Source organism: Amycolatopsis rifamycinica, from assembly GCF_000695625.1.
In the GTDB taxonomy this organism is placed as follows: Bacteria; Actinomycetota; Actinomycetes; order Mycobacteriales; family Pseudonocardiaceae; genus Amycolatopsis; species Amycolatopsis rifamycinica.
This window is the reverse complement of record NZ_JMQI01000026.1, coordinates 241811-254576: the sequence shown is the minus strand read 5'-3', so window position 1 is coordinate 254576 and position 12766 is coordinate 241811. Positions and strand designations below refer to the sequence as shown.

The window sequence follows — 12766 nt, the reverse complement described above, 5'->3', positions numbered from 1 at the left end:
ACGGCCGGTTCGAGGCCGCTACCCGCCGCGCCTGGACCGCTGCGCCCGGCGGTCCTGCCGGCAGGACGTGCAAACCATGACCTGTCCGAGGAGCGTGCCCTCGCCGGAGACCAACCTGGCGACGTAAAGGGTGTCCCGGCCGCATCGCTCACACGGGATCGGGCTGGTGTCCGGGCTGATCATCACCCTGTTCGGCATACGACGTCCTTCTGGCGGAGTCGAATCCGACGGCGCCGGGGTGTCAGACACCGGGAATCGCGACCGGCGGTGGCGGGGACAGCGGGACTTCGCGCAGGGCGTCGGCGAGGATCGGGTAGACACCGACGTGGGTGTCGATGCCGAAGATCCGCAGTGGGCGAAGGACCGCGCGAGTCGCGGAGACGATCCCGATGCGGCGGCGCTCGGCGCAGGCCCGGCTCACGGCGCCCTCGACCGCCCGCAACCCCGCCGAGCCGAAGAAGGTCACTCGGGACAAGTCCAGTACGAGGCCGGCCGGCAAATCCTGCCACAGCGCCCGCTGCAGCAACCGGACGGAATCGGTGTCGATTTCTCCGGCGGCGGTGATGATCGACAGATCGTGCCGCCACGGGACGTGCCGCACGGTCAGGATCGGTTCGGCGTGGTGACGGATGGAGTCCCGCTTCGTCGCGGCCGGTGGATATACGGAATGGGAAAGGGGTGAAGGCATGGCTGGGTGCTCCCGAATGATTCGGGGCGAAGCGTCGGTGCGGCCACCGAGAAGATTCGAGCGCAACAGGGGGGAGCCCGGCACCTCGCCGTGACATCTGTCGCCGGACGAGGATGGTGCGCAGCTAGCAGGCTCAACCACGCTCTCCTTCACTGTAGCCGCCTTTCCGTCTTTTGTCGCGGTCGGCAGCGCCCGAAAAGATATTCACATGTGGACCGTCACCCCATCGCGTCGATACACCGTTCGCCACGGTTTTTCCTCCGATACAGCGGGTAGGTGGGGGTGAAGCGGCGGCCGTTCACTCGCGGACGACACCCGAGAAGGTGACCGGTCGGCGAATCCACCGCCGCTTCAGTGACGCGAGCACCGCCCAGCCCCACACCGAGGAAAGGATTGGGACCATGGCCGACAAGGACACCAAGGAGATCAACCCCGACGCGCCGGTGTCGCCCGGCACGGCGCCCGTGCCGGACTTGGACGTCGATGTCGCGCAGTTCATGCGGGAGGACCCGCCGTCGCCACGTCCGGGAGCCGCTGCGCCGGAGCCGCCGGACTGACTGATCAGCGCGCCGAAGTGCGTGGCCGGAAGTTCTTCTCGCTCTCGACTCCGCCGTCGCAGTCGTGGATGACGTGGCTGACGCGTCGTTTCCTCGCTGCCTGCCGGCCCGCCAGCACGGCGTCCACCCGGTGCGGCGAGGTGTTGGAGGCGCGGACGCCGCCCTCGACCCGGTTCTTCCACTGACCATCTTCGAAATAGGTGTGCACGTCGCCTTCGGCCATGGGAAGCCCCTTCAACCGGCTCGAGTTGTCGCTTAGCGGGCGGCGTCGTTTCCGCGTCGAATCGGTCGGCGCGCCCCTGACGCAGGGCCGTCGCAACGCAGTTCTGTCCGGGCGCCCCCGGTGGCGGTGATCACGACGCGCGAGCTGAGGTTGAACCCGAGGCCACTCCGAGGGCGGACCGCGGGGATCCGGCGTCGGTGGTGGCTGCATGCCTCACCGTTTCGCGGATACCCCGGACAACTCCGTCCAACCATCGTGATGAAGAGCCGGAAAGAGCCGGTCGGCGAGCCGGAGACGAGCAGCACGCCGAGTCCTGCCCGAAGCCTGTGACGAGCTCGCCCGCTCGGGACGCGGGCGGAGGTGGCCTGCGGCTGATCGACGTCGCCTGGTGGTCCGCGGTGACGGCGCCGCCCCAGCGGGTGGTGTTCACGCGGGCCAGCGGTCCGAGGCCGAGCAGCAGCGCGGCGGTTGCCAGGCGAACACTCCGCTGCCGGTGTCCTGCCGGCTCACCGGGAACACCGGGATCGGTGCGTCGGTGAAGAAGCCGGGTGCGTGGACGGCGTTGAGGATGGCGTTCCACGCCGCCGGTCCCAGTCCGGCCGCGAGGCCGGCTGTGCTGATCACCAGCGGTCGGCGGGGCCGTACCAGCACCCCTTCCGCCGGCCACGATCACCTTACGCAGAACAAGAGCCCGTTGATGTGTGGTCGTGTGGCGTGGCGGGCCGCAGTTCCACGCAGCACTCGCCGGCACGGGGATCGAGGACGGCTTCGACGGTGGGGGCCTGGATGCCGTCGAGCAGGCCGCTGAGGAAGGCCTGGTTGATGCCGCACACGAGATCGGGGGCCTTGGCGGCGAGCGGGTGGAACGGGCAGTTCCGCAGCCGCAGGCACGTCGGGTTTTCCCGATCCGGTTCGAATCCGTGGCGTTCGACGATGGCCGAGGTGAGGGTCAACGCGCGCTCGGTGCCGAGGCGTCCGGGCCGGAGCTGATCGCGTTCCGTCGCGCCGAGCGCTTCGCCGTGGCGGTGGGCGGCGCGCAGCGCCGAGTCGCGGGCGGTTTCGCCGTCGCCTTCGTCCAGGATGGCGTCCAGCAGGATGTCGGCGAGAACGTCGTGCTGGCGGGGCGGGATGCTGACCTGTACCTCCAGATCGGACGGCTCATAGACCTTGGGAGCCCGCCCGACCTTGCGGATCCCGCCGACGAACTCGTAGCGGGTCCGCAGCAACCCGGCCGCGACGAGCTTGTCGAGGTGGAACGCGGCCAGCTTGCGGGAGATGCCGACCGCCTCGGCGGCTTCGTCGCGGGTGACCGGGTGCCGGGCCTGCCGGATGTGGCCGTACATGCCCCGCCGCAGCGGGTCGTCCAGCGCGGCGAGCGCGCTGATCGGCTCCTCGTTCATGGCAGCAGGCTAACACCGAACCGTATGGAGGTAACTCCGATCGGGTACCGCTCACCTGCTCGACTTGACCGTCGACGCAAATAAGACCAAACTTCGCTGGCGAAAAGGAGGCCGCCATGACGAACGAACTCGAACAGGCGAAGCAGCCGGTGAGCGCCGTGCTGGCCGGCCCGTACGGGCACCCGTTCCACCCGATCCTGGTCACCGTCCCGATCGGTGCCTGGGTCTCCAGCCTGGTGTTCGACATCGGGTCGCTGATCGTCGACGATCCCGGGTTCCTGGCCCGTGGATCGGTCTGGCTCATCGCGATCGGCGTCGTCGGCGCGCTCGCCGCGGCCCTGATCGGCACGCTCGACCTGCTGGCGATTCCCAAGGGCACGCGGGCGTTCCGCACCGGGCTGACGCACATGAGCCTCAACCTCGTGGTCACCGCGGCCTACGTCGTGGGCTTCTTCTGGCGCCGCGCGGCCTCCGACGGGCCGGGCCCGGTCGGGATCGGCCCGCTGGTGCTGTCGGCGGCCGCACTCGTCGTGCTCGGCGCGTCCGGCTACCTCGGCGGCAAGCTGGCCTACCACTACGGCGTCCGCGTCGCCGCCGAATCCACCCAGGCCCAGGGCTACACGACCCGGCAGCACACCGCCTGAACCATTCCGTTCCCCCACCACATCGAGGAGACGTTCCATGGACATCGCCGCGCTGATCGCCTGGCTGGTCACCGCCGTGGGTGGCTTCGTCATGCTGGGCACCTGGATCGCCAAGGGCGGCACTCGCGAACCGGGCCGCAGCCGGTTCTCCCCGGGGCTGGTGTTCGGGCACTTCGCGCTCGCCGCGGCCGGGCTGGTCCTGTGGATCAGCTACCTCGTCGCCGGCGGCAAGACGCTCGCGTGGATCGCGTTCGTCCTGCTCGTGCCCGTCGCAGCGCTGGGCTTCACCATGCTGGCCCGGTGGATCCCCGGCCGCCGAGCCGGGACCGCCGGTGGTGACCGAGCGCCCGAGCAGCACTTCCCGGTCGTGGTGGTCGGCGCGCACGGTCTGGTCGCCGTCGCCACCGTCGTCCTCGTCCTGCTCGCCGCCCTCGGCGTCGGCAGCTGATCCTACCTCGGTCCGCGCACCATCCGACAATTCCCTCGAGGAGCTCATCAGTGGCATCGCCGACGTTCGTGATCATCGGAGCGGGCCTGGCCGGCGCGAAGGCCGCCGAAGCGTTGCGGGAGAAAGGCTTCGACGGGCAGATCGTCCTGCTCGGCGACGAGCACCACCGCCCCTACGAGCGGCCCCCGCTGTCCAAGGACGTGCTCACCGGCAAAGCCGAGCGCGAGAGCGCGTTCGTGCACCCCGAAAGCTGGTACGCCGACCACGACATCGACCTGCGGCTCGGCACCCAGGTGACGGCCATCGACCGCGCCGCCCACGAGGTCGTGCTCGGCGACGGCAGCCGCATCGGCTATGCCAAGCTCCTGCTGGCCACCGGCGCCGAACCCCGCGCCCTGCCGGGCGCGCAGGACACGCTGCAGCTGCGCCGCTTCGGCGACACCGAACAGCTGCGGCAGGTCTTGGAGACCGGGTCGCGGCTCGCCGTGGTGGGCGCCGGGTGGATCGGCCTCGAGGTCGCCGCGGCGGCCCGGCAGGCCGGTTTGGAGGTCACCGTGCTGGAAGCCCTCGAGCTGCCGCTGCTGCCCGCCCTCGGCCGGGAAGCCGCGCGGGTGTTCGCGGACCTGCACACCGCGCACGGCGTCGACCTGCGGCTCGGCGTTCAGGTCGCCGAAGCGGGCCCCGACGGGGTCAGCCTCGTCGGCGGCACGCGCATCGACGCCGACGCCGTCCTCGTCGGCATCGGCGCGGTCCCGAACACGGCGCTGGCCGAAGCGGCCGGGCTGACCGTGGACAACGGTATCCGCGTCGACGCCCACCTGCGCACCAGCGACCCGGACATCTTCGCCGCCGGTGACGTCGCCAACGCCGACCACCCGTTCCTGGGCCGCCCGATCCGCGTGGAGCACTGGGCCAACGCGCTCAACCAGCCGGCCGTCGCGGCCGCCGGGATGCTGGGCCAGGACGAAACCTACGACGAGCTGCCGTACTTCTTCACCGACCAGTACGACCTCGGGATGGAGTACCTGGGCCACAACGCTGGCTACGACCGCGTTGTCTTCCGCGGCGACGTCGAAGCCCGCGAGTTCATCGCCTTCTGGCTCAGGGAAGGCAAAGTCGTCGCGGGGATGAACGTCAACGTCTGGGACGTCACCGACCCGATCAAGGCCCTCATCCGCTCCGGCGGCACGGTCGACGTCGACCGCCTCGTCGACGTCTCGGTGCCGCTGGCGGAGGTCGGCACCGAACGAGCGGCCACGCCGGCCTAGAAGTCCTGGCCGGCCGGCGGGGTGCCGGTGAGCCGGCCGATGCCGAACGTGACGGCGACGGCCAGCCCGCCGGCGTGGCGTGGCGTGGCGGTCCGTATCGTCACGCGGGCAGCGTCAGTTACTGACGTGGCCGTGGTCGTCTCGGAATTTCGCATTATCACGCTCCTTGAATACGACTGAGCGTGATCACTAATTGCCCACCGTACCGATTTTCTACGCCGCAAGTCCGCAGCGCGGCGCCGACGAGTGGTCTCCAAGGACAAGGGTTAACCCGTTGGTGTTGATCTATGCCCGTGCTTCGCGGTCCGCCCGGCCCCACCGCCACGGCGGCCGTTTGTCCCCGGCGCCCAGGGGTATCGGCAAGGCTTGTTCACCCATCGGTCCAGGAGGGGCAATGGAGCAAGACGAGTTTCGTCCGGTGCTCGACGCGGACGGTCCGTTCGTGTCGGTTTTCCTGGAGGATTCACACGACACCGAGGACGCGGGCCGTCAGCTCGACCTCAAGCTGAGGGACATCGCCGCCCGGCTCAGGGAGCAAGGCGCGGACGAGGCGACGGTCGACGCCGTCGTCACCGCCGTCCGGGATGGTGAGCGGGCGGTCGGGCGTGGTGGCCGCGGCGTGGTGGCCGCCGGTGGCCGGGTGCTGCTGGATCGGCGGCTCGCGGGTGCTCCGGCGGTGGAGGTCGCGCGGGTGTCGGCGCGGCCTTATCTGCTGCCGTTCGCTTCGCACGGTCACGCCGGTGTGGGCTATCTGCTGGTGCTGGTGGACAACCGCGGCGCCGACCTGGTCTCGTACGACCGGGACGGCCGCGAGGTGGCCACCGAGACGGTGACGGGGGAGGACTCGCCGCTGCACAAGGTGCGGGGTGGCGGGCTCGCGCACACCAGCATGCAGGCCAGTGTCGAAGAAACCCGCAACCAGAACATCGAGGACGTCGCCGACCGGATCGCCGTGCTCGGTCCCGAGCTGGTGTTGCTGGCCGGCGAGCAACAGTCCCGCCGGGCGCTGCACACCAAGCTGGCGCCCGCGCTGCAGGAGATCACCCGGGAGCTGTCCTCCGGCGGCCGTGCGGCCGGCGCCTCCCGCGACGACCTCCGGCAGGAGGTCGAGACCGTGCTCGCCGAGCACCGGTTGCAGGAGCTGGACGGCCTGGCCGAGCGCTACCGCATGGGCCTGGGCCGCGGCGACGGGCTGGCGGTCACCGGGCTCGCCGACGTCGTCGCTGCCTTGGCCGCAGCCAACGTCGACACGCTGCTGATCGGCGATCCGGCCGACACCGTGGTCTGGGTGGGCGAGAACACCGGCGAAATCGCCACCGACCGCGAAAGCTTGCGCGCCTTCGGCGTCGAAGGCGGCCACGAGCAACGGGTGGACGAGGCGCTGCCGTGGGCGGCCCTGGCGTCCGGGGCGTCGGTGACCGTCATGGACGAACGCGTCGAACTCAAGGACGGCGTGGGCGCACTGCTGCGGCACAACTGACGGCCCATGAAGCGCCGTTGTGGTCGGCGGAGCGCGGGGTGCAGCCGGCTGGCGGCCGGCCGCGGATTCCGCGCGGCGGCGTGAGACCGCCAGGGTGACTGCGCCTGACGTCCCGGGCGGCAGAGCGCGGTCCTTGGCGCGCGGGCGCGGAGCGGCAACCTGCCGGCGGCGGTCACCGGCGCGATCGCCGTACTCGCCCGGAGCCGGGGCGACCGAGGATTCGGCCGCCCCGGCGACCGCCGCGGCCGTCAGGGACGCCCGCGAGCCGGAGTCTGGCCCGCAACACCGTGCCGCAGCGGTGTGTTGCCGGGCGCGGCCGTCGACTCGCTGACCGGCGAACCGCCCGGAGTCCCCTGGGCGGGCGGCGCCGCGGCGGGGTCGCCCGGTGCCGGTTCGGCGCCGTCGCGCAGCTGATCGAGCCGTGCTCGAAGGACCTGCAGGACCGGTACGCGGTCGCCGTGCGCGCGTTCGTGCTCGACGAGCGTGCGCAGCTGAGCCTCGTCGAGCGAGCGGATGCGGTGCTGCAGGGCCCCGAGTGGAGTCTGGTCGTAGTCGGGCAGGGGAAGTTCGGGTTCGGACATGGTTTTCCCTTCTCCGGATCTTGCAGGCTTCCCCGGAGCCGCGGGATTACACCGTCCGATCGGGGCGGTGGCTGCCGCGGTGCCGGCGCGGGAGACCCTACGAGGGTGAGCCGGACGCCTGGCTTTCCGCCAAGCACCTCCTGATGGCTATCGCAGGGCTACCGGTCCGGCGTCGATCGGGGTGCGGAACAGGACGTACGGGTATTGGCGTTCGTCCTTGCCGCCGCGGTACTTGTCCTGGCGGTGCAGCTGGTTCGCCGTTACGTACAGGTAGCCGTCGGCCACCGACATCGTGTCCGGCCAGAGCAGCCGTGGGTCGTGGGCGACGGTTTCCCACCGCCCGTCGGGATGGCGGCGATGGATCGCGTTGTGCTCGCCGTCGGTGACGTAGAGGCGGCCTTGGTCGTCGGTTTCCAGGCCGTCGCCGGCACCGCCCTTGTCGCCTTCGTCGATGACGGTCGCGGCGACCGCGTCGTCGTCGGTGTCGCGGTTGATCAGGGCCTCGGTGGAGACGCTCCACCAGCGTCGGGAGGCGAGGCAGCAGTAGTACAGGCGGGCGCCGTCGGCCCCGATGGCGATGCCGTCGGCCCCCATCTTGATCGGGCTCGTCGAGCCGTCTTCGGATCGTTCGACGAAGTCGCGGCCTTCCACGACCATCCGCAGGTCCGGCGGTTCCTCGGCCTTGGTGCTGGGGTGGTCGTGCAGGCGCCGCCAGGACTCGCCGGTGTTCAGGTCGACGACGATGATGCCGTTGGGGCCCTGGTCGGCGGAATCGGTGATGAACGCGACCCCGCGGCCGAGGTCGAAGCGCACGTCGTTGAGGTAGGTGGTGGGCAGCGCGACGTCCTCGGGGAACAAAATGGTCGTGGTGACTTCGTCGCGGTCGAGGTCGACGCAAACGAGCTTGGGGCCGCCGTGGGCGGTGGGTTCGAACAGCGGGCTGCCGGTGTCGAGGATCCAGAGGCGGTCGCTCGGGTCGACGACGATGCTCTGCACCGACACCAGCGCGCTGGGATCGGTCTGGCTCTTGTTGTCGTTGAGGGCTTGGCTGGGGTAGGGGACGAGTTCGCCGTCGCGGATTTCGGCGACGGTGAAGCGCACGTCGTCGCCCCATTTCGGGAAGTTGACGAAGACGCGGCCGCCGCGGGACACGCTGACCCCGGTCGGCATGGGCCCGGTGAATTCGTGGACGACTTCGAGGTCGCCGAGGGGCTGGTCGGTTCCGGTCATGGCGATCACGCCGTCCCGACGAGGTGCTCGCGCAGCTGCCGGCAGCTGTCCTCGCACTTGCGGCAGGCCTCGGCGCAGAGAGCGCAGTGCCGGTGGTGATCGGCGTGCTGTTCGCATTCTTCGGCGCAGGCGCGGCACGCTTCCGCGCACGCTTGCAGGAGCGCGTCGAGGACCGCGGTGGTGCCGGTCCGGCGGGACAGTATCCGGGCCGTGGCGCCGCAGAGGTCCGCGCAGTCGAGGTCGGTGCGGATGCAGTGCGCCAGTTCGGCGACCGACGGTTCCGACAGGCAGGCGTCGGCGCAGACCGTGCACGCGCGGGCGCAGGCCAGGCAGTCGTCGATGCAGTTCGCGATCGCGGTCGGGTCGAGGCCGCCGAGCTGGTCGGGGTGGCTTTCGAGCAGCGGCAGGGTCATCAGTCGTCCTCCGTCATGGCGGCGTAGGTGGTGGCGGTGGTCAAGCCGTAGGCCAGGTGCGGGATCAGGTCGCTGAGCCAGTCCGGCACGTTCCATTCGCGGGGGTCGGACACGCCCATCGACGCCATCGGCAGGCCGGCCGCCGGCCGGCGGCGCGGGCGGCGCCGTAGCAACGCGCCCGCTCCGGGCTCCCGGTGGGACCGCTGCTCTTCGTCGCCGGGTATCGGGATGCCGGTCTTGGCCGCGAGCCGCCGGACGCTCTCCTCGGGCGTGCTGCTGGCGGCCCGGCCGCGCAGGACCATGTCGAGGTAGGTCACGGCGTTCAACGCGGTGGTTCCGGCGGCGCCCGCGGCCACGCCGCGCAGGAGGGGTTTCAGCATGGCGGTCAGCAGCTCCGTTCGGGTCGGGGCCGTTGCGGCGTACCCGGCCATGGCGGCGTCAACCGCGTCGCCGCGGAACGCGTACCGGCCACCGGCGCGGGTATGCGGGTGGTTCCGGTCGAAGGAGGAGCAGTGAAGGCAGTGGTCTGGCACGGTATCGGGGACATCCGCATCGACGAGGTGCCCGACCCGAAGATCCTCGAACCCAGCGACGTGATCATCCGGATCACCCGATCGGCGATCTGCGGCACCGACCTGCACCTGGTCCGCGGCACCATGCCCGGCATGCAACCGGGCACGATCCTGGGCCACGAGGCCGTCGGGGTGGTGGAGGAGATCGGCCCGGCCGTGCGCGGGTTCTCACCCGGTGACCGCGTAGTCGTCACGTCCACGATCGGGTGTGGCACGTGTTCGTATTGCCGGGCCGGGTACTTCGCGCAGTGTGACACCGCGAACCCGAACGGGCCGTCGGCGGGGACGTCGTTCTTCGGCGGACCGGAGACGACCGGCCCGATCGACGGGCTGCAGGCCGAGTACGCGCGGATTCCGTTCGCGATGACCACGCTGGTGCGGATTCCCGATTCGGTGAGCGACGATCAGGCGATCCTGGTTTCGGACATCTTCCCGACCGCGTGGTTCGGCGCCCGGCTGGCCGAGGTCGGCCAGGGCGACAGCGTGCTGGTGCTGGGCGCCGGCGTGGTCGGGCAGTTCGCCATCGCCTCGGCCAAGCGGCAGGGTGCGGGCCGGGTGTTCGTCGTCGACGGCCTGCCGTCGCGGCTGGACAAGGCCCGTGGCCAGAACGCCGAGACCATCGACTTCAACCGCGAAGACCCGGTCGCCATGGTCAAGGAACTCACCGGCGGCATCGGCGTCGACCGGGTGATCGACGCGGTCGGCGTCGACGCACAGCGGCCCTCGAGCGGCCCGGCCGCGGAGAAGCTCGCGCAGCAGGCGGAGCAGTTCGAGCAGGAGCGGGCGCAGGCCGCCCCGGACGCCTCGCCCTCGGGGGAGCAGTGGGTGCCCGGGAACGCGCCGAGCCTGGCCGTGCGGTGGGCGGTCGAGGCGGTCGCGAAGGCGGGCACCATCGGGGTGATCGGGGTGTACCCGCCGGGGTTCGACCGGTTCCCGCTGGGGGAGGCGATGAACCGCAACCTCACGATCAAGCTGGGCAACTGCAACCACCGCCGGTACGTGCCGCGGCTGCTGGACCTGGTCTCCTCCGGCGCGGTGGACCCGCTCGCCTTCATCACGCAGCACGAAGAGCCCGCGAACGCGATCGAGGCGTACGAGACCTTCGACCGGCGCGAGGAAGGCTGGCTCAAGACCGTCCTGGACGTGTCCGCATGACCCGCACGGTCGCCGACCTGGTGGTCGAACGGCTCGCGACCTGGCAGGTGCGTCGGGTGTTCGGCTACGCGGGCGACGGGATCGACCCGGTGCTCGCCGCCCTGCGCCGAGCGGGCGGAAACCCGGAGTACGTCCAGGCGCGGCACGAGGAGATGGCCGCGTTCATGGCGTCCGGGCACGCGAAGTACACCGGGACGCCGGGTGTCTGCCTGTCGACGCAGGGACCCGGCGCGATCCACCTGCTCGGCGGGCTCTACGACGCCAAGCTCGACCGGCGGCCGGTCGTCGCGCTCGTCGGGCAGGTCGTGTCGACCGCGCTGGGCAGCGGCTACCTCCAGGAAGTCGACCTCCACGCGCTGTTCAAGGACGTCTGCGCGCAATACCTGCAGACGGCGTTCGCGCCCGAGCAGGTGCCGATGCTGCTGGACAACGCGATGCGGACGGCGATCGAGACGCGGACGCCGACGTGTGTGATCTTGCCGCACGACGTGCAGCGCGCCGAAGCGCCCGGGGAGATCCCGCACGCGCACGGTGTGGTGCCGTCGTCGCCGGTCTCGGCCCGGCCCCGGGTGCTGCCGGACGACGGCGCGGTGCGCCAGGCGGTCGACGTGCTGCGCGGTGGCCGGAAGGTGGCGTTGCTGGTCGGGCGCGGCGGCGCGGGTGCGCGACGGGAGATCGAGCAGGTCGTCGACCGGCTCGGCGCGGGTGTGACCGTGTCGCTGGTCGGCAAGCCGGAACTGCCGGAGGGCCCGGACTGGCACACCGGCGTCATGGGCCACCTCGGGACGACGGCGAGCGCGGAGCTGATGAGCGGCTGCGACACGCTGCTGATCGTCGGCTGCAACGACCCGTGGACGGAGTTCTACCCGGCGCCCGGCCAGGCCCGGGCCGTGCAGATCGACAACGAGCCCCGCGTGATCGGCAGCAAGTACCCGGTCGAGGTCGCGCTGGCCGGAGACGCCCGCGAGACGCTGCGTGCGCTGCTGAAGCTGCTTCCTCGCAACCCCGACCGGCGCTGGCACGGCGAAGTCGGCAAGAGTGTCGAGCGGTGGCGCGAGATCGCCCGGGACCGCGCCGAGCGTCCCGCGGATCCGCTGAACCCGGAGCTGGTGGTGCGGAAGCTGTCGGACCACGTTCCGCCGTCGGCGCGGGTCGCGGTCGACGTCGGGTCCTCGACGTACTGGTACGCGCGGCACCTGGCCTTGCCAGCGGGGGTGCCCGCGCACGTGTCGAGCTACCTGGCGGCGATGGGGTGTGCGCTGCCGTACGCGCTGGCGGCGAAGCTGGACGCGCCGGACCGCCCGGTCGTGGCGCTGGCCGGCGACGGCGCGATGGAGATGAACGGGCTGCTGGAGCTGATCACCGTCGCCGACCGCTGGCGTTCGTGGGCCGATCCGCGGTTCGTCGTGCTGGTGCTGCACAACCGCGACCTCAACGAGGTCACCTGGGAGCAGCGGGAGATGGAGGGCGATCCGCGGTACGAAGAGTCCCAGCGCGTCCCCGATTTCCCGTATGCCGCATACGCGGACCTGGTCGGGCTGCGTGGTTTACGGCTGGACGACCCGAAACAGGTCGACGACGTCTGGGAACAGGCGTTCGCCGCGGACCGGCCGGTGGTGGTCGAAGCGATCGTCGACCCCGCCGTGCCGCTGCTCGCGCCACACCTGCCGGACGCCAAGGTCGAGAAGATCCACCAGGGTCTCGAGCAGGAAACCGACGACGCCGGGGCCGGCGAGAACGTCGCGAAGCAGCGATCCGACGAAGGCCATGAGGGCAGTTCATGACACGCCCGAGGTCACCGCGACCGCCTGAGCCGGGGCGGTTGTCAGGCGGCTGCGCGGGTAGCCGACGGGCATGAGCGATGACGAGAAGCGCGACACGACTCCGGCCTGGACCGAAGAAGAAGGCAGCCGGGCGTCGATGGCCGAAAGCGGGCCCGGGCTCGCCGGCGAACCGGATCCGCAGCCCGGGCGGGCCGAGGTGTCCGAGCGGCGGGAGCCGGCGTCACCGACCGGTGCGGTGGGGCAGAGCGATTATCCCGTTACGGACGTCTCGGGGAGCTGACGCCGGGCATTACGTCATGGCCGCCGAAGGGCGCGATGGTTTC

At 71.0% G+C, this 12766-nt stretch carries 16 protein-coding genes; 8 read left to right on the top strand and 8 right to left on the bottom strand.

Going from position 1 to position 12766, the window contains the following annotated elements:
* Positions 1–241 precede the first annotated feature (241 nt).
* Positions 242–688, bottom strand: a complete 447-nt coding sequence (locus DV20_RS13070) for an STAS domain-containing protein (protein WP_051735961.1) — start codon at positions 686–688, stop codon at positions 242–244.
* Positions 689–1089: 401 nt separating this feature from the next.
* Between DV20_RS13070 and DV20_RS45515 the strand changes: the two genes are divergently transcribed.
* The gene (locus DV20_RS45515) at positions 1090–1245 is read left to right on the top strand and encodes a hypothetical protein (RefSeq protein ID WP_160169725.1); all 156 of its coding nucleotides are present in this window, start codon (positions 1090–1092) and stop codon (positions 1243–1245) included.
* A gap of 4 nt (positions 1246–1249) precedes the next feature.
* Here the strand turns inward: DV20_RS45515 and DV20_RS13065 are convergent, their stop codons facing one another.
* The 3 genes from DV20_RS13065 to DV20_RS13055 all read right to left on the bottom strand — a co-directional run bounded on the left by DV20_RS13065 (position 1250) and on the right by DV20_RS13055 (position 2868).
* Positions 1250–1468: a DUF2188 domain-containing protein gene (locus DV20_RS13065; RefSeq protein ID WP_043779831.1), complete on the bottom strand. Its 219-nt coding sequence runs from the start codon at positions 1466–1468 to the stop codon at positions 1250–1252.
* Between the two features lie 426 nt (positions 1469–1894).
* Entirely contained in the window at positions 1895–2092 is a 198-nt protein-coding gene (locus DV20_RS13060; RefSeq protein WP_051735960.1) for a hypothetical protein, read from the bottom strand.
* Positions 2093–2142: 50 nt separating this feature from the next.
* The gene (locus DV20_RS13055) at positions 2143–2868 is read right to left on the bottom strand and encodes a helix-turn-helix transcriptional regulator (RefSeq protein ID WP_043779828.1); all 726 of its coding nucleotides are present in this window, start codon (positions 2866–2868) and stop codon (positions 2143–2145) included.
* A gap of 116 nt (positions 2869–2984) precedes the next feature.
* Between DV20_RS13055 and DV20_RS13050 the strand changes: the two genes are divergently transcribed.
* The 4 genes from DV20_RS13050 (at position 2985) to DV20_RS13035 (ending at position 6708) form a co-directional block, all read left to right on the top strand.
* Positions 2985–3512 carry a DUF2231 domain-containing protein gene (locus DV20_RS13050; RefSeq protein ID WP_043779826.1) on the top strand — a complete coding sequence of 176 codons (528 nt, stop codon included), beginning with the start codon at positions 2985–2987 and terminating at the stop codon, positions 3510–3512.
* A 37-nt stretch (positions 3513–3549) separates the two neighbouring features.
* Entirely contained in the window at positions 3550–3960 is a 411-nt protein-coding gene (locus tag DV20_RS13045; protein ID WP_043779824.1) for a hypothetical protein, read from the top strand.
* Between the two features lie 50 nt (positions 3961–4010).
* Positions 4011–5228, top strand: coding sequence for an NAD(P)/FAD-dependent oxidoreductase (locus DV20_RS13040; RefSeq protein WP_043779822.1), 1218 nt, complete (start codon positions 4011–4013; stop codon positions 5226–5228).
* Between the two features lie 394 nt (positions 5229–5622).
* On the top strand, positions 5623–6708 hold the full coding sequence (locus DV20_RS13035) for an Rv2629 family ribosome hibernation factor (RefSeq protein WP_043779820.1): 1086 nt from the start codon (positions 5623–5625) through the stop codon (positions 6706–6708).
* Between the two features lie 248 nt (positions 6709–6956).
* Here the strand turns inward: DV20_RS13035 and DV20_RS13030 are convergent, their stop codons facing one another.
* The 4 genes from DV20_RS13030 to DV20_RS13015 all read right to left on the bottom strand — a co-directional run bounded on the left by DV20_RS13030 (position 6957) and on the right by DV20_RS13015 (position 9312).
* Entirely contained in the window at positions 6957–7289 is a 333-nt protein-coding gene (locus DV20_RS13030) for a hypothetical protein (protein WP_043779818.1), read from the bottom strand.
* Between the two features lie 147 nt (positions 7290–7436).
* The gene (locus tag DV20_RS13025; protein WP_043779977.1) at positions 7437–8519 is read right to left on the bottom strand and encodes an L-dopachrome tautomerase-related protein; all 1083 of its coding nucleotides are present in this window, start codon (positions 8517–8519) and stop codon (positions 7437–7439) included.
* Between the two features lie 5 nt (positions 8520–8524).
* Positions 8525–8932 (bottom strand): four-helix bundle copper-binding protein, encoded by a 408-nt coding sequence (locus DV20_RS13020; protein WP_043779816.1) that lies wholly within the window; start codon positions 8930–8932, stop codon positions 8525–8527.
* Positions 8932–9312: a hypothetical protein gene (locus tag DV20_RS13015; RefSeq protein ID WP_063607805.1), complete on the bottom strand. Its 381-nt coding sequence runs from the start codon at positions 9310–9312 to the stop codon at positions 8932–8934. The genes DV20_RS13020 and DV20_RS13015 overlap by 1 nt, the downstream gene beginning before the upstream one ends.
* 132 nt (positions 9313–9444) lie before the next feature.
* Between DV20_RS13015 and DV20_RS13010 the strand changes: the two genes are divergently transcribed.
* From DV20_RS13010 to DV20_RS13000, 3 genes are all read left to right on the top strand, one after another.
* Entirely contained in the window at positions 9445–10659 is a 1215-nt protein-coding gene (locus DV20_RS13010) for a zinc-dependent alcohol dehydrogenase (RefSeq protein ID WP_043779813.1), read from the top strand.
* Complete coding sequence (locus DV20_RS13005; protein WP_043779810.1) at positions 10656–12443, top strand: thiamine pyrophosphate-requiring protein; 1788 nt, start codon at positions 10656–10658, stop codon at positions 12441–12443. The genes DV20_RS13010 and DV20_RS13005 overlap by 4 nt, the downstream gene beginning before the upstream one ends.
* Positions 12444–12513: 70 nt before the next feature.
* The gene (locus DV20_RS13000) at positions 12514–12723 is read left to right on the top strand and encodes a hypothetical protein (RefSeq protein WP_043779808.1); all 210 of its coding nucleotides are present in this window, start codon (positions 12514–12516) and stop codon (positions 12721–12723) included.
* The last annotated feature ends 43 nt before the right edge of the window (positions 12724–12766 follow it).

Excerpts from the sequence above, each read along its gene's own strand:
- DV20_RS13070 (WP_051735961.1), bottom strand. The coding sequence starts at position 688 with ATGCCTTCACCCCTTTCCCATTCCGTATATCCACCGGCCGCGACGAAG.
- DV20_RS45515 (WP_160169725.1), top strand. The coding sequence starts at position 1,090 with ATGGCCGACAAGGACACCAAGGAGATCAACCCCGACGCGCCGGTGTCG.
- DV20_RS13065 (WP_043779831.1), bottom strand. The coding sequence starts at position 1,468 with ATGGCCGAAGGCGACGTGCACACCTATTTCGAAGATGGTCAGTGGAAG.
- DV20_RS13055 (WP_043779828.1), bottom strand. The coding sequence starts at position 2,868 with ATGAACGAGGAGCCGATCAGCGCGCTCGCCGCGCTGGACGACCCGCTG.
- DV20_RS13050 (WP_043779826.1), top strand. The coding sequence starts at position 2,985 with ATGACGAACGAACTCGAACAGGCGAAGCAGCCGGTGAGCGCCGTGCTG.
- DV20_RS13045 (WP_043779824.1), top strand. The coding sequence starts at position 3,550 with ATGGACATCGCCGCGCTGATCGCCTGGCTGGTCACCGCCGTGGGTGGC.
- DV20_RS13035 (WP_043779820.1), top strand. The coding sequence starts at position 5,623 with ATGGAGCAAGACGAGTTTCGTCCGGTGCTCGACGCGGACGGTCCGTTC.
- DV20_RS13030 (WP_043779818.1), bottom strand. The coding sequence starts at position 7,289 with ATGTCCGAACCCGAACTTCCCCTGCCCGACTACGACCAGACTCCACTC.
- DV20_RS13025 (WP_043779977.1), bottom strand. The coding sequence starts at position 8,519 with ATGACCGGAACCGACCAGCCCCTCGGCGACCTCGAAGTCGTCCACGAA.
- DV20_RS13020 (WP_043779816.1), bottom strand. The coding sequence starts at position 8,932 with ATGACCCTGCCGCTGCTCGAAAGCCACCCCGACCAGCTCGGCGGCCTC.
- DV20_RS13015 (WP_063607805.1), bottom strand. The coding sequence starts at position 9,312 with ATGCTGAAACCCCTCCTGCGCGGCGTGGCCGCGGGCGCCGCCGGAACC.
- DV20_RS13005 (WP_043779810.1), top strand. The coding sequence starts at position 10,656 with ATGACCCGCACGGTCGCCGACCTGGTGGTCGAACGGCTCGCGACCTGG.
- DV20_RS13000 (WP_043779808.1), top strand. The coding sequence starts at position 12,514 with ATGAGCGATGACGAGAAGCGCGACACGACTCCGGCCTGGACCGAAGAA.